The organism is Kitasatospora sp. NPDC004614 (genome assembly GCF_042873675.1).
Taxonomy (GTDB): Bacteria; Actinomycetota; Actinomycetes; order Streptomycetales; family Streptomycetaceae; genus Kitasatospora.
This window is the reverse complement of record NZ_JBIALR010000012.1, coordinates 103896-122720: the sequence shown is the minus strand read 5'-3', so window position 1 is coordinate 122720 and position 18825 is coordinate 103896. Positions and strand designations below refer to the sequence as shown.

The window sequence follows — 18825 nt, the reverse complement described above, 5'->3', positions numbered from 1 at the left end:
CGATGACGGCAGTGGAGGACCGGCCGCAGATGCTGGTCGAGGAGTTCGAACGCATCGCCCTGGCCGCCGAGCGCGAGGGCGTGCGGATGGAGTTCATCCACGGGCGGATCGGAGTCAAGGCAGCGCCCGACGGCGACCACGACGAGATCATCCGCTGGGTGATGGAGCAGTGCATGCAGCAGCGCCCCGACCTGTGGCTGTACCCCGAACGCGGGCTGCGGGTGGAGACCTGCCGCAAGGGCCACGCCAAGCCGGACGGCGCGCTCGCCCCGAAGGGCGGCTTCGCCGGCCAGGGCGAATGGGCCGACGCCGACCAGGTCGTCATGGTGGTCGAGGTGACCTCGTACGACACCGACACCGACCGCCGCGACCGGGACGAGAAGCCGCGGGCCTACGCGGAGACCAGTATCCCGGTCTATCTCCTCATTGACCGGGACAGCTGCGAAGTGTTGGTCCACAGCGGGCCCGAGGACGGCCAGTGCGTAAGCCTGGTGCGGCGGCCCTTCGGCAAGACCGTCGTGCTGCCCGACCCGGTCGGGATCAGCCTGGACACCGAACCGTTCAAGGCGTGGGTGCGCTGACCACCCTCGCCCCGGGCACCGGCCCGTACGTGGCGTGGGCCGTGCGGCAGGTGCCCGAGGTACGGAGGGTGGTGGCGATGTGGGCGGCGGCGTCGGCGTCCTTGGCGAGGAAGGCGCAGGTGGGGCCGGAGCCGGAGACCAGGGCGGCGAGGGCGCCGGCCTCGGTGCCGGCGTGCAGGGTGTCGGCGAGCGAGGGGCGCAGGGAGACGGCGGCGGCCTGCAGGTCGTTGCTGAGGGCGTCGGCCAGCGCGACGGGGTCGCCGTCGGCGAGGGCGGCGAGCAGGGCGGGGTCGGCGTCGGGGGTGGGCACGTCGTCGATGGTGGCGCCGGTGCCGGACTCCTCGCGGATCCGGTCGCACTCGCGGAACACCGCCGGGGTGGAGAGTCCGCCGTCGGCGACCGCGAACACCCAGTGGAAGGTGCCGGAGACGGGCAGTGCCTCCAGGATCTCTCCGCGTCCCCGGCCCAGCGCGACGCCGCCGAGCAGCGCGAACGGGACGTCGGAGCCGAGCTCGGCGGCCAGCTCCAGCAGGGTCTCCAGCGGGGTGTCCAGGCCCCACAGCGCGTCGCAGGCGACCAGCGCGGCCGCACCGTCGGCGCTGCCGCCGGCCATGCCGCCGGCCACCGGGATGGCCTTGGCGATGTGCAGGTGGACGCCGGGGTCGGCGAGGCCGTGGTGCGCGGCGAGCAGGCGCGCGGCGCGGGCGGCCAGGTTGGTGCCGTCCAGCGGGACGGCGTCCGCGTCGGGGCCGGTGCAGGTCAGGGTGACGCCGTCGGCCGCGGTGGCGGTGACCTCGTCGCCGAGGGCGACGGCGAAGAACACGTTCGCCAGGTCGTGGTAGCCGTCGGGGCGGACCCCGCCGACGCCGAGCTGCACGTTGACCTTGGCGGGCACCCGGACCGTCACCATTACTGTTCCTGCGCCTTCGGCTTGTGCTCGGCGATCGCGGCGAACTGCTCGACCGTCAGCATCTCGCCGCGCAGCGTGTGGTCGATGCCCGCACCGCGCAGCGCCTCCTCGGCGGCGGCGGGCGAGCCGGCCCAGCCGGCCAGCGCGGCCCGCAGGGTCTTGCGGCGCTGCGCGAACGCGGCGTCCACGACGGCGAACACCTCGCGGCGGGTGGCGGTGGTGGACGGCGGGTCGCGGCGGATCAGCGAGACCAGGCCGGAGTCGACGTTCGGCGCGGGCCAGAACACGTTCCGCCCGATCGCGCCGGCCCGCTTCACGTCCGCGTACCAGTTGGCCTTCACGGACGGCACGCCGTACACCTTGTTGCCGGGCTTGGCGGCGAGCCGGTCGGCGACCTCGCTCTGCACCATCACCAGCGTGCGCTCGATGCTCGGGAACGTCTCCAGCATGTGCAGCAGCACCGGCACGGCGACGTTGTACGGCAGGTTCGCCACCAGCGCGGTCGGCGCGGGGCCGGGCAGCTCGGTGACGTCCATCGCGTCGCTCAGCACCAGGTCGAAATTGGCGGCCTTGCCCGGCATCCGGCCCTTGACGGTGTCCGGCAGGTGCCGCGCCAGCAGGGGGTCGATCTCCACCGCCGTCACGTGCCGCGCCACCTCCAGCAGCGCCAGCGTCAGAGACCCGAGCCCCGGCCCGACCTCGACCACCGCGTCCTTCTCCGTCACCTCCGCCGCCCGCACGATCCGCCGCACGGTGTTCCCGTCGATCACGAAGTTCTGCCCGCGCTGCTTCGTCGGCTTCACGCCGAACGCCTCGGCCAGCGCACGAATGTCGGCAGCCCCCAGCAGGTGGCCGTCAGAGGTGGGTTCGGTGGTGCTCACCCGCCAAGGATACGGGGGTCAGAGCTCCACCAACTGCTTGAGATCGATCTCGACCGGGAACGGCAGGTCGGTACGGAGCAGTCCCTCGTGCACGGCGACCGGAAGATAGACGCCCTGCAGCTCGTCACGCCGGAACTCGTGCACGACGGGGAGGTCGTTGTCGCCGCGCTCGACCCGCCAGTAGGACGGGATTCGCTGCTCGGCGTAGATCCCGGGCTTGCTGAAACGGTCTGCCACACGTGAGCCGGGCGACACCACCTCAACGGCCAGAACCACCGACTCGGGCGGAGTGCACTCCAACTCGAAAACGTTCAGGTCGGTCCGGTCGAACACGACGACATCGGGCAGGAGAACGGTGTACTCGTCGATCAGCACACAGCGCTCGGCGTCTGCGACGTAGGGCTCGACCCGAGCCGCTCGAAGCGCCGAGTACAGCTCGTTGCGCACCCGGTCGTGCCACCACTTCGTCTGCCCCCGGACCACGATCGCTCCGTCCACCAGTTCCCACTTGAACGGCAGGTCGATCACGCTGAGCTCGCTGTACGTCCAGCCATTCGCCGGCGGGTACATCAAGTCGATCGGTTCGGCGCTCATCACAGCCTCCTCACTGCCTCCATGCTAACGAGCGGACCCCGCACCGGGATGCGGTCAGTACCCGAACGCCCGCGCCGTGTTGGCGCTGATCGCCGTCGCCAACTCGTCCTCCCCCAGCGTCAGATGGGCCGCCATCGCGCGCAGGGTGACGGGGATCAGGTAGGGGGCGTTGGGGCGGCCGCGGTAGGGGTGGGGGGTGAGGAAGGGGGCGTCGGTCTCGATCAGGACGCGGTCGAGGGGGGTGGCGGTGAGGGCCTCGCGCAGGGGGTGGTTGGCCTTGTAGGTGACGGGGCCGGCGAAGGAGAGGTACCAGCCGTGTTCGGCGCAGGTCCTGGCCATGGCGGCGTCGCCGGAGTAGCAGTGGAAGATCGTGCGCTCGGGGGCGCCTTCTTCGAGCAGGACGGCGATGACGTCCTCGTGGGCGTCGCGGTCGTGGATGACGAGTGCCTTGCCGTGGCGCTTGGCGATCTCGATGTGGCGGCGGAAGGACTCCTTCTGCAGGTCGACGCCCTCGGGGCCGGTGCGGAAGTAGTCGAGGCCGGTCTCGCCGACGGCGAGGACGTGCGGCAGGGCGGCGAGGCGGTCGATCTCGCCCAAGGCCTTGTCGAGAGCGTCCTGGCCGCCGGGCGAACGGCGCTGGCCAGACCAGTTGTCGGGGTCGCCGAGGAAGATCCGCGGGGCCTCGTTGGGGTGCAGCGCGACGGCGGCGTGCACCTGCTCGTACTCGGCGGCGAGGTCCGCGGCCCACTGCGAGCCGGGTACGTCGCAGCCGACCTGGACGACGGTGGTGACGCCGACGGACGCGGCGCGGGCCAGTCCCTCGGCGGGGGTGCCGGACTGCATGTCGAGGTGGGTGTGCGAGTCGGCGACGGGGACGGCGAGCGGCTCGGGGAGCGGCGGCGGGGTGCTGCGGTCGTCGTTCTTCTTGCTGGCCATCAGGCGGCAGTCTTTTCTTCGAAGCGGCAAGGCGGCGGAGGCGGCAGGGCGGCGGACGGCGCCACGGGTTGCCCGGCACGGGGTTGCGGCACGGCGGTGGCCCCCGACGAAATCCTAGTCACCGGAGAACGCCGCGGCCCCGGACCGCACGGGCGGTCCGGGGCCGGGGGTCGGTCGGTTCAGCGGGGGCGGTGGCTCCGGAAGAGGCGGTTCCACCAGTGCAGGACCCTCGGCTTGCGGGGCTTCTGCGGGCCCTCGGGTTCAGCGGTGGGGGCGTATCCGGGGGCGGCGGCCATGGCGGCCAGTCCGGCCACTCGGCCGGCCCGCATGATCCGGACCCGTTCGCCGCCGCAGCCGGGGCAGACCAGTTCACGCAGCGGGGACGGCACCTTGACGCCGTTCGCCTTGTACTCGACCAGGATGTGTCCGTCCCGGTCCATGTGGTGTTCGATGTCGTACGCCTGCTCCCAGCCGTAGCCGCAGTTGAGGCAGACGAAGGAGTAGGCCTCACGGACCGTCTCCACGGGGGTTCGCGGCCGGGTGGTCAGCCCGAGGCCGCTGGGCGCTCCGCCTTCCAGGGGGCTGTCGATCGTGTCGCTCATGCGCCACCTCGCTTCGCTCGGAGCCCGTCGCCCGACCTGGCGGGCCCGGCGCGGGTCTTTCCATCCCAGGGAATGCCCGGGAGGGTCCGTCCGATGCCCGGCTTGCCAAGTCTTGGTTCCGAATTGGCCCTCCGCTGGGGTTGCTCATTCCAACGTACGACCGATTTCGGCCACGGGCACTCGCCGGGTCAGCCGCCGTGCTTGGCGGCCACCACGGCACCGAACTCGTCGGGTCAGCCGGCGTGCTTGGCGGCCACCACGGCGTCGAAGACGACGGACTTGCGCAGGCCGAGTTCGGTGGCGACGGCGGCGATCGCCTCCTTGCGGCGTTCGCCGGCCTCCTCGCGGGCGGCGACCCGGCGGGCGAGTTCGGCGGGGCCGACCTCCTCGGGGGCGGCGGGCGGGGCGCCGGCCACCACGACGGTGATCTCGCCCTTGACGCCGTCGGCGGCCCAGGCGGCGAGTTCGGCGAGCGGGCCGCGCTTGACCTCTTCGTAGGTCTTGGTGAGTTCGCGGCAGACCGCGGCGGGCCGTTCGGCGCCGAACGCCTCGGCCATCGCGGCGAGGGTTTCGGCGATCCGGTGCGGGGCCTCGAAGAACACCATGGTGCGCGGTTCGGCGGCGATCTGGGCGAGCTGCCGGGAGCGGTCGCCGGCCTTGCGGGGCAGGAAGCCTTCGAAGGTGAACCGGTCGACCGGCAGCGCGGACAGCGCCAGCGCGGTGAGCACGGCGGACGGGCCGGGCACGGCGGTCACCTTGATCCCGGCGGCGACGGCCGCGTCCACCAGCCGGTAGCCGGGGTCGGAGACGGAGGGCATGCCGGCGTCGGTGACCAGCAGGACCCGGGCGCCGTCCTGGAGGGCGGCGACGAGTTCCGGGGTGCGGGCGACCTCGTTGCCCTCGAAGTAGGACACCACCCGGCCGGTCGGCGTCACGCCGAGGGCCTGGGTCAGCCGGCGCAGCCGCCGGGTGTCCTCCGCCGCGATCACGTTCGCCTCGGCGAGTTCGGAGCGCAGTCGGGGCGGCGCGTCCTCGACGTCGCCGATGGGGGTACCTGCCAGTACGAGAACACCAGTCACGGCACCATCCTCCCCTACCGGAGGGGGGTCCTCACCGGGACGGACGCGGCGCGGTGCGGCGCGGGCCGTGCGGGGACCCCTTGTGGCTTCAGCCATTGCCCCTACGATGTGGCCCGTGAGCGGCGACATGGACAGTGGTATGGACCACCTCGAATGGGGTGGCGTGAGCGTGCTGGAATCGGCCGATCCGGCAGCCGTTCCGGCACCGCGCGCCGAGCCCGAGCCGGACTCCCGGTGGGCCCGGGCGCTGTCCGGCGTGGGCTACCGCGCGCCGCGGCGCACGGCGGTGGACGAGCAGTTGGTGCCGCCGATGCCGGACGGGCCGGGCGTCACTCCGGAGCGCGTCGCGCCGTCCCCGCTGCTGGCCCGGCTGGGCATCCGGCTGCCGGACGCGCTCTGGGCGTGGCTGTGCCGCTGGTCCGGCTGGCTCGGCCCCATCGCGGTGGCCGCGTTCGCCGGCGTGCTGCGCTTCGTCAACCTCGGCGGGCCGCACGCGCTGATCTTCGACGAGACGTACTACGCCAAGGACGCGTACTCGCTCTGGCAGGTCGGTTACGAGACCAACTGGTCCGACGACGCCAACAACCTGATCACCGGCCCGAATCCGACCGTCCCGTTCCGCACCGACCCGGCGTACATCGTGCATCCGCCGGTCGGGAAGTGGATCATCGGCCTGGGCGAGCAGATCTACGGCATGAACCCGTTCGGCTGGCGGTTCATGATGGCCGTGCTCGGCACCCTGTCGGTGCTGATGCTGGCCCGGATCGGGCGGCGGCTGTTCCGCTCCACCCTGCTGGGCTGCGTGGCCGGGCTGCTGATGTCGGTCGACGGCCTGCACTTCGTGCTCAGCCGCGCCGCGATCCTCGACCTGATCGTGATGTTCTTCTTCCTGGCCGCGTTCGGCCTGCTGCTGATCGACCGGGACAGGAGCCGTGCCCTGGTCGCCGCCCGTCTCGAACAGGGCCTCGGCGGCGAGTGGTGGCACCTCGGCTGGCGGCCCTACCGCCTGGCGGCGGGCGTCAGTCTCGGCCTGATGATGGGCACCAAGTGGAGCGGCGGCCCGGCGATCCTCGCGTTCCTGTTGCTCAGCGCGTTCTGGGACTCCTCGGCCCGCCGCCTGGCCGGCGGTATCCGCCGCACCCCGGACGGGCGGCCGATCGGCGAAGGCGGACGGCTGCTGCGGTACGCCTGGGACTTCTTCTGGTCCGGCCTGACTCTCGGCCTCACCGCACTGGCCACCTACCTGGTCACCTGGACCGGCTGGATCATGTCCTCGACGCAGCCCGGCAAGGGCGGCTACTTCCGCGACTGGGCGGTGCAGAACCCGGGCGGCTTCGGCCCGGACTGGCTGCGCAGCCTGTGGCACTACCACTACACGATGTGGGACTTCCACACCCACCTGCACAGCCCGCACACCTACCAGTCCAACCCGTGGAGCTGGATGGTGCTGGGCCGCCCGGTGTCGTTCTTCTACGAGTCGCCGAAGAACGGCCAGGACGGCTGCACCACCTCCGACTGCGCCCGTGAGGTGCTGGCGATCGGCACCCCGCTGCTGTGGTGGGCGGGCATCGCCGCGCTGCTGTACTGCCTGTACCGCTGGCTGTGGCGCCGCGACTGGCGGGCGGCGGCGCTGCTGAGCGGCGTGGCGGCCGGCTACCTGCCCTGGTTCATGTACCAGGAGCGCACGATCTTCCTGTTCTACGCGGTGTGCTTCGTGCCGTTCATGGTGCTGGCGGTGACGATGATGATCGGCGCGATGCTGGGCCCCGCCGACGCCTCGCCGGACCGCCGGCTGGCGGGGGCCACGGGTGCGGGTCTGCTGATCGCAGCGATCATGTGGAATTTCCTGTACTTCTATCCGATCTACACCGGCCAGACGATCCCCATGTCGGACTGGAACGGCCGAATGTGGCTCAGTACCTGGATCTGAGCCACCGGAACCACACCGGAAACCGTGTACCGGATCTGTCACAAACGGACGGCGTGTCGTGAGTGCACGGATGGTGTCTGCTTATGGTGTCGTGGCCGCTGAATTCCGACGGCCATGACACATCTCGGGGGGCTCCACGTGAACAACGGCGCGAAGATCGGCATCGCCTCGGCCGCCACGGTGTTGCTCCTCGCCGGTGGCTACGGGGCCTACGCCCTGGTCTCCGGCGATTCGGACAGCAAGGAATCCGCCAAGAAGCCCCGCACCGTGGTCGCCGAACCGCCCAGCCCCGAGCTCGCCGCGTCCGGCGCCAAGGCGTTCCTGGACGCCTGGGGCAAGGGCGATCTGTCCGCCGCCGCCAAACTCACCGACGACCCGGACAAGGCGCAGGCCGCGATGCAGGCCTTCAAGGACAACGTGAAGCCCAGCGCCGTCCACCTCACCGTCGGCGGCCCCACCACCGCGCCCAGCCCGTCCGCCTCCAAGTCCGCCGCTGCCTCGGCATCGGCGCCGGCATCCGCGTCGGCGCCGGCTCCGGCGGACTCCGGTCCGACCGGGGTGTTCGAGAGCTTCAAGGCCTCGCTGGAGTTCGCCGACACCGGCACCCCGTGGAACTACGACGGCGTGCTCGGGGTGGTGAAGATGAGCGACGGCACCGCCGCCGTGCACTGGGCACCCACCGTGATCCACCCGAAGCTGGACGCCAACGAGACCATCGGCGTCAAGCCGGTGTTCGCCGCGCCCTCCGCCGTCACCGACCGCAAGGGCAAGCCGCTGGCCGGCTACGCCTCGCTCACCGGCCTGCTCAACCAGCTGAAGGCCGCCGCCCCGCAGGGCAGCCCGGAGGACGCCGGCACCGCCGTGGTGATCTCCCCGGCCGCCGGCAACGGCGCCTCCGAGAAGCTGTTCACGCTGAAGGAGCCCAAGGCCGTCCCCAACCTGAAGCTGACCCTGGACGCGGACCTCCAGGCGGCCGCCGAGGCCGCGGTCTCCGCCCAGGGCAAGCCGGGCTCGCTGGTGGCGATCGAGCCCAGCACCGGCGGCATCCTGGCCTACGCCTTCTCCCCCACGAACGGCCAGAACCGGGCGTTCTCCGGGGCGACCGCGCCCGGCTCCACCCTGAAGGTGCTGACCGCCGCCGCGCTGCTGGAGGCCGGCCTGACGCCGAGCAGCTCGATGCCCTGCCCGGAGACCACCATGGTCACCGGCAAGTCCATCAGCAACGACTTCAAGGGCGCGCACCCGGAGTACACGCTCACCGACGCGTTCATCAATTCCTGCAACACCTCGTTCATCGAGAAGGGCAAGGACACCCTCAAGGCGAACAGCCTGCCCTCGCTCGCCAAGGACGTGTTCGGGATCGGGCTGGTCTGGAAGACCGGCCTGTCGAACTTCGACACCGACATCCCGACCGAGACCAACATGGCGGGCGCGGCCAGCGAGTTCATCGGCCAGGGCAAGGTGCGCGCCAATCCGCTGGGCATGGCGTCGATCGCCGCGACCGTGCAGTCCGGGGTGTTCAAGCAGCCGATCCTGGTGCCCGGCATGGACCAGGTGAAGGCCGCCCGGACGCTCTCCCCCGAGGTGCTCTCCAGCCTGCGGTCGCTGATGACGCAGACCGTCAAGTCCGGTACCGCCGCGGCCGTGAAGCCGGCCCTGCCGAGCGGCTCCGGCGCGAAGACCGGCACCGCCGAGGTCGACAACACCGCCGACGCGAACTCCTGGTTCACCGCCTACTCCGGCGATCTGGCCGTCGCCGCCGAGTTCCAGGGAGCCGGACACGGCTCGGCCGCGGCCGGTCCGGCCTCGTCCAAGGTGCTGGGGGTCGGCAACCACAAGTGACGGCGGGCGGGGCCCCCGCCCGGCCTGCGGGACGGCGGGGGCTACTGCGCGAAGCGCCGCAGCAGGTTCTCGGTGACCTGCCGGGTGAACGCGCCGGCCTTCCCGTCGATGCCGTGGATGCCGCCCTGGCCGGTCGCCTCCAGCGACTCCACCCACCGCATGGTGCCGGTCGCGAACACCAGCGCGCCGCTGCCCGCCGTGTACAGCCCGGTGTCGGCGAACGAGTGCCGGCCCTCGCAGACCACCGGCGAGTGCGACAGCACCTCGATGCCCTGCGGGGTCGGGAAGGACGGGTTGACCCGGTCGTACTCGACGCCCACCAGGTGCGGGAAGCTGTCGCCGGCCTTCGCGCCGGTGCCCGCGAACAGCCAGTGGCCCGGCTCGGTGACCACGTACGGGGCGTCCACCGGGTAGCCGTCGTAGATCACGCCGAGCAGCGAGGACTCGGGGTCGGCGCCGGGCGGGGAGCGGAAGTCGGTGGTCGCCGGGTGCCCGGCCTGGTACCCGGGGTCGTCCTTCCAGGCGCCCTTGTAGCAGACCACCGTGCGGTCCGGCCCGGTCGGTGACGGCTCGTACCGCACCCGCCGGAAGCAGCAGTTGGCACCCAGGATCGCCAGGTGCGATCCGGCGTCGCGAGCGGCGGTGAAGTGCGCGCGCTGCTCGGGCGACCAGTACTCGTCGTGGCCGAGCGAGAGCACCGCCTTGGCGCCGTGCAGCAGGTTCGGGTCGGCGGCGACGTCGATGCCGGTGGTGTACGACAGCGGGATGCCGAGTTTCTCGGCCTGCGCGACCAGCGGGGCCTCGTAGACCAGGAACAGACCCGCGCCGTCGTCGTACTGGTACGGCCGGTCGAAGCTGACCTGGAGCGAGCGGGTCGGCAGGCCGCCGGACGGGCCGTTGTACAGGTTGTAGCCGCCCCACTCGTTGTAGGCCTGCCAGGTGGAGACCGCGTTGACCACCACGGTGGTGCCGGCGGTGCTGCGCGAGCGCACCGTGAGCGGCACGTACCGCTGCCCGGCGCCGCCGTCCGCGTCCAGCCGCAGCAGGTAGCAGCCCTCCGGCCAGCCGGTGGTGTCGACGACGGTGCTGCGCGGCCAGGCGGTGATCACCATGCGGGTGGGCTGTTCGACGGTGAACGGCTGCTGCTTGCTGCCGGGCAGCCGCTCCGACTTCCACACCTGCCGGGCGCGCGCCCCGCCGTACCAGCCCATCCGGTAGGCGGTGACGGTGAAGCCGGGCGCGGTGGTGGAGACGTGCAGACCGACCTGTTCGCCGGGCAGCACGCTGGCCCGGTCCGCCCAGCCCTCGATCGCGTCGGCCGGGCCGGCGTTGCGGATCGCCCAGTCGGCGTTGCCCGGTTTGGCGTTCTCCGCCGCGGTGGCGGACGGTGCGGGGCTCGGCTCGGCGGCCCCGCCGCTGCCTCCGGTGGCGGTGCGGTTCGGGCCGCAGGCGGCGAGCGAGGCGGCGGCCGCACCGGCGGCCAGGCCCAAGAAGCGGCGTCGTCCGGTGGCGCCCAAGATCACTCCCGTGTTCGTACGGTGTCCCGGGACACCATAGGCACTGCGAGGGGCCGCCGCTGCGTCGCCCGGCGCCGGGGCACCGGAACCGGGCGCCCGGGGGCCGCCGCCAGCCGCGGCCACAGCACCAGGACGGCGGGCAGCGCCAGGTAGCCGAACCGCCCGGCCGGGGCCAGCGCGAACGCCACCGTCAGGCCCGCCGCCAGCAGGTCGCAGGCGGCGACCGCGGTGGCCGGCGGGTGGGCCCGCAGCCACAGCGCGACGGCCAGCGCACCCAGGCACAGCAGGGTCAGCGACAGGGTGTGGCCAAGCGGGCCGAGACCGGCCAGCACCTTGCCCGGCAGCGGGCTGCCGGCCGGTGTGTGGACGGCCGTCAGCCCGAGCGGGAAGCGCACCACCTGCTCGTACAGTTCGCGCGGGTGGACCACCACGAGCGGGCCGATCACCGCCCCGCCGAGGGCCAGCACCGGCCAGGCGGCCCGCAGCGCCGGGCTCAGGCCGTGACGGCGGTGCAGCAGCAGCAGCGCGATCGGCAGCGCCGGCCAGGCCGTCCACTTCAGCGTGCAGGCCAGCGCCAGCACCAGGCCGGTGCGCAGCGGGTGGCCGCGTTCGGCGAGCGCCATGGCCAGGCAGCAGACGCCGATCAGCGGCAGGTCGACGCCGCCGACGGTCAGCGCGGGCGCGATCAGTGGCGAGGCGGTGAGCACCGTCAGCGGCAGCACCGGCGCCCGCACCGGGGCGGGGCGCAGCAGCCGCCAGCCGGCCAGCAGGCAGGCCAGGAACGCCGCGGCGAACCACAGCCGGGCGTCGCCCAGCACCCGCACCGCCGGGCCGCCGGCCGCGCCGAGCAGCAACCGGGGCAGGCCGAACAGCGACATCGCGGGCAGGTACGGGTTGTAGTCGACGACGTGCACCGGGTGCGGCAGGTACGGGCTTCCGGTGTGCAGCAGCAGCGCCGCCGACCGTTCGACCACCGTCACCTCGGACTGGTGCCGCCCGGCCAGCGCCAGCGTCCCCAGCGGCAGCAGCACCGCGCTCAGCGCCGCCGCGGCGGCGGCCGCCCGCGCCGCGATCCCGCGCGGCAGCGTCAGCGTCAGCACCGCGGCGAGCAGGTACCCGGGCGCCGCGAACCGCCCCCAGGCGACCTGGTTGGCCAGGTGCGACACCAGCGGAAACGCCCCCGCCCAGCCCGCTGCCGCCAGCCACCCGCCGGCCTGCACCACGGGGTGCCCGAACACGCGCAGGGCCCGTCGGGTGCTCGCCATGGCTCGAAGGCTAGGCGGGATGTACACGCTCTGTCGCGAAGCCCGGGCCGGTTTCGCCCTTTCCGTCCGAATTTCAGCGGCGCTTGGGCTACGGAGTGTCAGTTCCCTCGCTGCGGGCGGCGGCCAGCCGGGAGTGCTTGGCGCTGTAGGTGAAGTAGAGGACGCCGGCCAGGGCCAGCGCGATCGCGAAGGCGATGAAGGTGTCGCGGTGCAGCCTGGTGATCAGGTAGACGCAGGAGGCGGCGCTGAGCACGGGGGTGACCGGGTAGAACGGGACCTTGAAGCCGCGCGGCAGGTCGGGGCGGGTGCGGCGGAGCACGATGATGCCGACGGACACGGCGCAGAACGCCACCAGCGTGCCCATCGAGGTCATGTCGGCCAGCAGCTTGAGCGGGAAGACGGCGGCCAGCAGGGCGACGGCGGCACCGACCATGACGGTGTTCCACACGGGGGTGCCGGTGCGCGGGGAGACCTTGGTGAAGTGGCGCGGCAGCAGGCCGTCGCGGCCCATCGCGAACAGGATCCGGGTCTGGCCGTAGATCACCACCAGGGTGATGGAGAAGATCGAGATGATCGCGCCGCCGGCGAACACCAGGGCGGGCCAGGACTGTCCGGTGACGTCCTGCAGGATCTGCGCGAGGCCGGCCTTCTGGCCGTCGAACTGCTGCCAGGGCTGGGCGCCGATCGCGGTGACGGCGACGGCGATGTACAGCAGGGTGACCACGCCGAGCGAGATCAGGATGGCCAGCGGCAGCGTGCGGCGCGGCTCGCGGACCTCCTCGCCGGCGGTGGAGACGGCGTCCAGGCCGATGAACGAGAAGAAGATGGTGGAGGCGGCGGTCTGCACGCCCTCCCAGCCCATGGGGGCGAACGGGGTGAAGTTTCCGGCGTGGAAGCCGGTCAGGCCGATGGCGACGAACAGCAGCAGGATGGCCAGCTTGATGGCCACCATCACGGCGTTGACCTTGGCGGATTCGCCGGCGCCGCGGATCAGCAGCACGGTGACCAGCGCGACCAGGATGACGGCGGGCAGGTTGACGATGCCGTTCTCGCCGGGCGGGGCGGTGAGCGCCGCGGGCAGGTGCAGGCCGAACGCCAGGTCGGCGAACTGGTTGAGGTACTGGCCCCAGGTGACGGCGATCGCGGACGCGGAGACGCCGTACTCCATCAGCAGGCAGACGCCGACGCCGAACGCGACGATCTCGCCCATGGTGGCGTACGCGTACGAGTACGAGGAGCCGGCCACCGGGATGGCGGAGGCGAGCTCGGCGTAGCAGAGCGCGGTGAGGCCGGCGGTGACGGCGGCGATCACGAAGGACATCACCACGGCCGGCCCGGCTTCGGGGACGGAGGTGGTGAGGACGAAGAAGATGCCGGTGCCGACGGTGGCGCCGATGCCGATCGCGGAGAGCTGCCACAGGCCGATGGACCGGCGCAGGTGCCCGGCTCCGGTTCCGCCCGCTTCGGCGATCAGGGTGTCCACGGGCTTGCGCCGCAGCAGGCGGGTGGTGCTCATCGAATTGTCCTTCTGGTGGGGATCAGGGAGGAACTGTATCAAATGCACCGCTATGCATAACTATGCGACCTTGAAGCCTTGCGGCGGTCACCGGTTCAGGGCGGCCTGCATGACGGCCTTGGCGATCGGCGCGGCCAGCTTTCCGCCGGTGACGTCGGTGGCCTGGCTGTCGGCGACCACCACGGCGACCGCGACCGGCGGAGTGGCGGTGGAGCCGGCCGGGCGGGCCCAGGCGATGAACCAGGCGTACGGGGCGCCGGTGTTGTCGACGCCGTGCTCGGCGGTGCCGGTCTTCCCGCCGACCTCGGCGCCGGGGATCTGCGCGTTGCCGCCGGTGCCGTTGTTCACCACGTTCACCATCAGCGTGCGCAGCTCGGCGGCGACGCCGGGCCCGAGGGCCTGCCGGTAGAGGGTGGGACGCATCAGCTGGACCTGGGTGCCGTCGGCCTTGGTGAGCCTGTCCACAAGCTGTGGATACATCACCCGCCCGTCGGCGGCGGCCCCGGCGGCGACCATGGCCATCACCAGTGGGGTGGCGGCGGTGTTGTACTGGCCGATCGAGGACAGCGCCAGCTGCGAGCTGTTCATGGTGGTGTCGAAGTTGGAGCGGGCGGCCCGCACGGGAACGTCGAGCCTGGCGTCGTCGAAGCCGAAGCTCTTCGCCATCGCGACCATCCGGTCGAGGCCGGTCTGCACGCCGAGCCAGCCCATCACGCTGTTGCAGGACATCGTCATCGCCTCGTCCAGCGACAGCCCTTCCCGGTCGCAGCCGCTGGTGTCGTTGTTGAGCGTGGTGGTGGTGCCGGGCAGCACGTACGGGTAGGGCGCGCCGGTGGGGGCCTGGATGTCCGTCACGGTGCCGTTGGCGAGGGCGGCCGCGGCGGTGACCACCTTGAAGGTGGAGCCGGGCGGGTAGATCTGCCGCAGCGCCCGGTTGAGCATCGGCTGGTCGGGGTCGGCCTGGAGTTTCTCCCAGGTGGCCTGGTCGGCGGAGCCGGTGCCGGCGATCGCCCCGGGGTCGTAGCTGGGGGTGGAGGCCAGCGCGAGGATCCGGCCGGTGGCGGGTTCGATCGCGGCGACGGCACCCTGCTGGCCGCCGAGCCCCTGCATGGCGGCGCGCTGCACGGCCGGGTCGATGGTGGTGACCACGTCGCCGCCGGGCTGCTGGTGGCGGGTGATGGCGTCCCACACCGCCCAGCCGGCCAGCCGGGGGTCGGTGCCGGTGAGCAGGTCGTCGTAGACGCCCTCCAGCTGGGTGTTGCCGTAGAGCTGCGAGGAGTAGCCGGTGACGGCGGCGTACAGCGGGCCGTCGGTGTAGGTGCGCTTGTACGCCAGGCGGCCGCCGGTGGCGACCGAGCCGGTGACGGACTGGCCGGCGATCAGGTTGCCGCGCGGCTGCGCGTACCGCTGGATGGTGGCGCGCTGGTTGGCGCTGTTGTGGTCGAGTTCCTGCTTCTGGAACACCTGGACCCGGGTGCCCTGGACGGCCAGCGCGATGATCAGCAGCATGCAGAAGGTGGCGGCCCGGCGGCCGGTGGTGGAGATGCCGGGCAGGCCCTGCGGCCCGCCGTTGGTGCCCTCGGGGCGGGTGAACCTCACGCCGCCTCCTCGGGGACGGGGCGCCGGGCGACGTCGCTCATCCGCACCAGCAGCGCCACGATGATCCAGTTGGTGACCACCGAGGACCCGCCCTGCGCGATGAACGGCAGCGTCATGCCGGTCAGCGGGATCAGGTCGAGCACGCCGCCGGCCACCACGAACACCTGGATCGCGACCAGCGCGGCCAGGCCGATCGCGAGCAGCCTCCCGAACGGGTCGCGCAGCGCGATGCCGGTACGGAAGCCGCGGGAGACCAGCAGCGCGTACAGCAGGAACACCGCAAGCAGGCCGGTCAGGCCGAGCTCCTCGCCGATGGTGGCGAGGATGAAGTCGGACTTGGTGGCGAAGCCGATCAGCGCCGAGTGGCCGAGGCCGAGGCCGGTGCCGAGCTCGCCGCCCCAGGCGAACGCGAACAGCGACTGGGCGATCTGGTTGGCGCCCTGCCCGGCCTCGATCGAGGCCAGCGGGTGCAGCCACGCGGTGACCCGGCTGTGCACGTGCGGCGACAGCCAGCCCACCCCGACGGCGGCGACGGCCGACAGCAGCAGGCCGATGACGATCCAGCCGGTGCGGGCGGTGGCCACGTACAGCATCACCACGAACAGGCCGAAGAACAGCAGCGAGGTGCCGAGGTCGGTCTCCAGCACCAGCACGCCGACGAACGCCGCCCAGATCAGCAGCACCGGCCCGAGCACCCGGCCGAGCGGGAGCCGGAACCACAGCACCTTGCGGCCCGTCAGGGCGAGCGAGTCGCGGTGCTGCGCCAAGTAGGCGGCGAAGAAGATCGCCAGCAGCACCTTGGCGAACTCGCCGGGCTGGAAGGACAGCGGGCCCAGCGTGATCCAGATCCGCGAGCCGTACACCGGCGGGAAGAACACCGGCAGCACCAGCAGGACGAGCGCCACGAACGCGCCGAGGTACGCGTAGCGCTGGAGCCGGCGGTGGTCGCGCAGCAGGAGCAGCACCGCGATGAACAGGCCCACCCCGAGGGTGGACCACAACAGCTGGGTGGGGGCGGCCTCGTGGTGCGGGGTGTTGCGGTCCAGCCGGTAGATGACGACCAGCCCGATGCCGTTCAGCAGCACCGCGATCGGCAGCAGCAGCGGGTCCGCCCACTTCGCCCGCCAGCGCACCGCGCTGTGCGCGAGCAGCGCCAGCACCCCTAACGCGGCGCCGTACTGGGCGGCGTCCGGCGGCGCCTTGCCGTCGATGTTGACGCCCACCTCGACGTACCCGAACACCGCGATCCCCACCGCGGCCACCACCAGCAGCAGTTCGGTCCACCGCCGGGGCCGCCGCGCGCCGGCCACGAGGATCGCGTAGTCAGTGGCCACCGGGCGTCCTCGCCAACTCGAAGGGCAGGGACGGCGGGGTACCGGGCGACCCCGCCGTACAGCGTTGAGGCAGCGTCAGAGCGTGGACGTGGGGTTCGCCGCGCGGGCGATCTCCCGCAGGTGCTCCTCCTCGTCGTGGCTCAGCGAGGTCTGGATCAGCTCGCCGCCGAACTGCGCGACCGCCGGGATCACCTTGTCCTGGGTGGCGGTGCGCACCAGGGCGAACACCGCGGCACTGCCCGGGGCCAGCTTCTGCCCGACCTGCCGCATGAAGTTGTCGTCCACGCCGGTGTCGGTGGAGGCGCCGACGGCGGCGCCGGTCGCGCCGCCGATCGCCGCGCCGATCACCGGCATCAGGAACAGCAGGCCGATCACGCCGCCCCACAGGGCGCCGGAGGCCGCGCCCAGGCCGGTGTTGGAGACCGCCTGGTGGAGCTTGATCTTCCCGTCCGCGCGGCGCTCGACCACCACGATGTCCTCCAGGTCGATCAGCCGCTGCTTCTGCAGGCCGATCAGCTCGTCCCGGACCTTCTGCGCGGTGGCGACATCGGGGTAGGCGATCGCGAACAGGTTGCTCACAGCAGGGTCCTTCCGGCAGGGCATCGGGCACGTCACCAGCACCCTAGCCAGGGTTCGCGGTATTTAATCCCATCTACTGCGGTGTGTCCGGTTCCCCCGCGCTCACTCGCCCCGGCGCTCCGCCACCGCCACCGCCGCCCACCCGGCGGCCGCCGCCAGCGCCACCGCGCCCGGGAACGTCCACCACGGCACGGACAGCGTGTGCTGCCGCGAACCGAGCACCAGCGCCCGCACCACCACGTTGGCGGGCGAGCCCGGTACCAGCAGCACCAGCACCATCGCGCCCAGCCCCAGCGGCACCGCGTACTGCGTGGCCGCCACCACCGGACGGTTGCACACCGCGCCCACCGCCGTGCCCGTCAGCACGCACACCACGGTGGCCAGCAGACCGGCCGCCACCGCCGGCCCGGAGCTGCCGCTGCCCACCAGCAGCACCGCCGCCAGGCCCGCCGCGCCCAGCGCCAGCCCGGCCAGCGCCGCCGCCAGCAGCGCCGACAGGTGCACCCGCCGCCAGCCCGCGGCCGCCACCAGGCAGGCCCGGGACTGCGCGGGCTCCGCCGTCACCGCCGACCGGACCAGCCAGCCCGTCACCGGCACCAGCAGACCGGCCGAGAACGCCGCCGCCGACAGTGCCTCGTCGCCGCCCGACACCCCCAGGCCCATCAGCAGCAGGTACACCAGTCCGGGCGGCAGCCAGCGCTGCGAGCGCACCAGCAGCTCCAGGTGGTAGCGCGTCAGCATGCGCACCGTCATGACGCCTCCTGCTGGACGGACCTGATGTGCACCGGCGGATGGTTGGCCAGGAGTCGGCGCAGCAACGCGTCGGAGTGCGCGGCCGGCACGTCCAGCCGGGTGGCGCCGTCGGCCAGCGGTTTGCGTTCGGGCCGGCCCGGCAGCCACTCGGGCAGCGACTCGGCCTCGACCACGACCGCGGTGCGCGGCCCGTCCTCCTCGACGCGCGGCAGCGGGATCGGGTGCAGCGTGCCGCCGTCGACCCGGTGCCCCTCGGTGGTCAGGCCCGCCAGCCGGGTCGGGTCGTGGTCGACGAACACCACCAGACCGCCGGCCGCGGCCCGTTCGGCGACCGCGCTGTCGAGTTCGCCGCGGGCGTTCTGGTCGAGCCCGGTCCACGCCTCGTCCAGCAGCAGCAACTCGGCCTCGGCGAGCATCGCCTGGGCCACCGCGACCTTCTGGCACGTCCCCTTGGAGAGCCGGCCGATCGGGGTGCCCGCGTACCCGGTGATGCCGAACCGCTCCAGCCAGTGGTCGGCCCGCCGCCGCGCCTCCCCGTCGGACAGGCCGCGGATCCGGCCCAGGTGGCACAGGTAGCCGCGGGCGTCGAACGGCAGCGCGGGCGGGAACCGCTCCGGGACGTACGCCCGGCTCGCGGGCACCTCGACCGTCCCCCGCCCGGCGCGCTCGATCCCGGCGAGCAGCTTCAGCAGCGTCGACTTTCCGCTGCCGTTGGCGCCCTCGATCCGCACCAGGGAACCCGGACGGAGCGTCAGCCCGACCTCCCGCAGGACCCACGGACCACCGCGCCCGTAGCGTTTTCCGACGCCCGCCAGACGCACCGTCATGCGCTCTCCCCGCCTGCTCTGCCGACCAGTTCAGGGTACGTCGCGCTCACCACGCGCATTGGGCGATTGGAACTGACGGT

At 72.5% G+C, this 18825-nt stretch carries 17 protein-coding genes; 3 read left to right on the top strand and 14 right to left on the bottom strand.

Going from position 1 to position 18825, the window contains the following annotated elements:
* Nucleotides 1–2 precede the first annotated feature (2 nt).
* Nucleotides 3–581, top strand: a complete 579-nt coding sequence (locus tag ACFYST_RS23865; RefSeq protein ID WP_387865297.1) for a Uma2 family endonuclease — start codon at nucleotides 3–5, stop codon at nucleotides 579–581.
* On the opposite strand, the gene ACFYST_RS23860 is transcribed toward ACFYST_RS23865, so the two are convergent.
* The 6 genes from ACFYST_RS23860 to rsmI form a co-directional block, all read right to left on the bottom strand.
* Nucleotides 562–1491, bottom strand: coding sequence for a 4-(cytidine 5'-diphospho)-2-C-methyl-D-erythritol kinase (locus ACFYST_RS23860; RefSeq protein WP_387865296.1), 930 nt, complete (start codon nucleotides 1489–1491; stop codon nucleotides 562–564). The genes ACFYST_RS23865 and ACFYST_RS23860 overlap by 20 nt on opposite strands.
* The gene (gene rsmA, locus ACFYST_RS23855; RefSeq protein WP_387638138.1) at nucleotides 1491–2372 is read right to left on the bottom strand and encodes a 16S rRNA (adenine(1518)-N(6)/adenine(1519)-N(6))-dimethyltransferase RsmA; all 882 of its coding nucleotides are present in this window, start codon (nucleotides 2370–2372) and stop codon (nucleotides 1491–1493) included. Before rsmA ends, ACFYST_RS23860 begins: the two co-directional genes overlap by 1 nt.
* Nucleotides 2373–2390: 18 nt before the next feature.
* The gene (locus ACFYST_RS23850) at nucleotides 2391–2966 is read right to left on the bottom strand and encodes a Uma2 family endonuclease (protein WP_387638140.1); all 576 of its coding nucleotides are present in this window, start codon (nucleotides 2964–2966) and stop codon (nucleotides 2391–2393) included.
* A 54-nt stretch (nucleotides 2967–3020) separates the two neighbouring features.
* The gene (locus ACFYST_RS23845) at nucleotides 3021–3902 is read right to left on the bottom strand and encodes a TatD family hydrolase (protein WP_387865293.1); all 882 of its coding nucleotides are present in this window, start codon (nucleotides 3900–3902) and stop codon (nucleotides 3021–3023) included.
* Between the two features lie 179 nt (nucleotides 3903–4081).
* Nucleotides 4082–4504 carry a hypothetical protein gene (locus ACFYST_RS23840; RefSeq protein WP_387638144.1) on the bottom strand — a complete coding sequence of 141 codons (423 nt, stop codon included), beginning with the start codon at nucleotides 4502–4504 and terminating at the stop codon, nucleotides 4082–4084.
* A gap of 233 nt (nucleotides 4505–4737) precedes the next feature.
* Entirely contained in the window at nucleotides 4738–5583 is an 846-nt protein-coding gene (gene rsmI, locus ACFYST_RS23835; RefSeq protein WP_387638146.1) for a 16S rRNA (cytidine(1402)-2'-O)-methyltransferase, read from the bottom strand.
* 139 nt (nucleotides 5584–5722) lie between these two features.
* On the opposite strand from rsmI, the gene ACFYST_RS23830 reads away from it, so the two are divergent.
* Complete coding sequence (locus ACFYST_RS23830) at nucleotides 5723–7513, top strand: dolichyl-phosphate-mannose--protein mannosyltransferase (RefSeq protein ID WP_387865435.1); 1791 nt, start codon at nucleotides 5723–5725, stop codon at nucleotides 7511–7513.
* A gap of 114 nt (nucleotides 7514–7627) precedes the next feature.
* Nucleotides 7628–9355: a penicillin-binding transpeptidase domain-containing protein gene (locus tag ACFYST_RS23825; RefSeq protein WP_387865290.1), complete on the top strand. Its 1728-nt coding sequence runs from the start codon at nucleotides 7628–7630 to the stop codon at nucleotides 9353–9355.
* 41 nt (nucleotides 9356–9396) lie between these two features.
* Here the strand turns inward: ACFYST_RS23825 and ACFYST_RS23820 are convergent, their stop codons facing one another.
* From ACFYST_RS23820 to ACFYST_RS23785, 8 genes are all read right to left on the bottom strand, one after another.
* Entirely contained in the window at nucleotides 9397–10878 is a 1482-nt protein-coding gene (locus ACFYST_RS23820) for a N,N-dimethylformamidase beta subunit family domain-containing protein (RefSeq protein ID WP_387865288.1), read from the bottom strand.
* Nucleotides 10875–12137 (bottom strand): glycosyltransferase 87 family protein, encoded by a 1263-nt coding sequence (locus tag ACFYST_RS23815; RefSeq protein ID WP_387865285.1) that lies wholly within the window; start codon nucleotides 12135–12137, stop codon nucleotides 10875–10877. The genes ACFYST_RS23820 and ACFYST_RS23815 overlap by 4 nt, the downstream gene beginning before the upstream one ends.
* 88 nt (nucleotides 12138–12225) lie before the next feature.
* The gene (locus ACFYST_RS23810) at nucleotides 12226–13653 is read right to left on the bottom strand and encodes an amino acid permease (RefSeq protein ID WP_387865282.1); all 1428 of its coding nucleotides are present in this window, start codon (nucleotides 13651–13653) and stop codon (nucleotides 12226–12228) included.
* An 87-nt stretch (nucleotides 13654–13740) separates the two neighbouring features.
* On the bottom strand, nucleotides 13741–15162 hold the full coding sequence (locus ACFYST_RS23805) for a penicillin-binding transpeptidase domain-containing protein (protein ID WP_387865432.1): 1422 nt from the start codon (nucleotides 15160–15162) through the stop codon (nucleotides 13741–13743).
* 86 nt (nucleotides 15163–15248) lie between these two features.
* On the bottom strand, nucleotides 15249–16586 hold the full coding sequence (locus ACFYST_RS23800) for an FtsW/RodA/SpoVE family cell cycle protein (RefSeq protein WP_387865279.1): 1338 nt from the start codon (nucleotides 16584–16586) through the stop codon (nucleotides 15249–15251).
* Nucleotides 16587–16661: 75 nt separating this feature from the next.
* On the bottom strand, nucleotides 16662–17165 hold the full coding sequence (locus ACFYST_RS23795) for a DUF1269 domain-containing protein (RefSeq protein ID WP_387638161.1): 504 nt from the start codon (nucleotides 17163–17165) through the stop codon (nucleotides 16662–16664).
* A 102-nt stretch (nucleotides 17166–17267) separates the two neighbouring features.
* Nucleotides 17268–17918 carry an ABC transporter gene (locus ACFYST_RS23790; RefSeq protein ID WP_387638163.1) on the bottom strand — a complete coding sequence of 217 codons (651 nt, stop codon included), beginning with the start codon at nucleotides 17916–17918 and terminating at the stop codon, nucleotides 17268–17270.
* Nucleotides 17915–18745, bottom strand: coding sequence for an ATP-binding cassette domain-containing protein (locus tag ACFYST_RS23785; RefSeq protein ID WP_387865276.1), 831 nt, complete (start codon nucleotides 18743–18745; stop codon nucleotides 17915–17917). Before ACFYST_RS23785 ends, ACFYST_RS23790 begins: the two co-directional genes overlap by 4 nt.
* Nucleotides 18746–18825: the final 80 nt, after the last annotated feature.

Excerpts from the sequence above, each read along its gene's own strand:
- ACFYST_RS23865 (WP_387865297.1), top strand. The coding sequence starts at position 3 with ATGACGGCAGTGGAGGACCGGCCGCAGATGCTGGTCGAGGAGTTCGAA.
- ACFYST_RS23860 (WP_387865296.1), bottom strand. The coding sequence starts at position 1,491 with ATGGTGACGGTCCGGGTGCCCGCCAAGGTCAACGTGCAGCTCGGCGTC.
- ACFYST_RS23850 (WP_387638140.1), bottom strand. The coding sequence starts at position 2,966 with ATGAGCGCCGAACCGATCGACTTGATGTACCCGCCGGCGAATGGCTGG.
- ACFYST_RS23845 (WP_387865293.1), bottom strand. The coding sequence starts at position 3,902 with ATGGCCAGCAAGAAGAACGACGACCGCAGCACCCCGCCGCCGCTCCCC.
- ACFYST_RS23840 (WP_387638144.1), bottom strand. The coding sequence starts at position 4,504 with ATGAGCGACACGATCGACAGCCCCCTGGAAGGCGGAGCGCCCAGCGGC.
- ACFYST_RS23830 (WP_387865435.1), top strand. The coding sequence starts at position 5,723 with ATGGACCACCTCGAATGGGGTGGCGTGAGCGTGCTGGAATCGGCCGAT.
- ACFYST_RS23825 (WP_387865290.1), top strand. The coding sequence starts at position 7,628 with ATGACACATCTCGGGGGGCTCCACGTGAACAACGGCGCGAAGATCGGC.
- ACFYST_RS23815 (WP_387865285.1), bottom strand. The coding sequence starts at position 12,137 with ATGGCGAGCACCCGACGGGCCCTGCGCGTGTTCGGGCACCCCGTGGTG.
- ACFYST_RS23810 (WP_387865282.1), bottom strand. The coding sequence starts at position 13,653 with ATGAGCACCACCCGCCTGCTGCGGCGCAAGCCCGTGGACACCCTGATC.
- ACFYST_RS23805 (WP_387865432.1), bottom strand. The coding sequence starts at position 15,162 with ATGCTGCTGATCATCGCGCTGGCCGTCCAGGGCACCCGGGTCCAGGTG.
- ACFYST_RS23790 (WP_387638163.1), bottom strand. The coding sequence starts at position 17,918 with ATGACGGTGCGCATGCTGACGCGCTACCACCTGGAGCTGCTGGTGCGC.
- ACFYST_RS23785 (WP_387865276.1), bottom strand. The coding sequence starts at position 18,745 with ATGACGGTGCGTCTGGCGGGCGTCGGAAAACGCTACGGGCGCGGTGGT.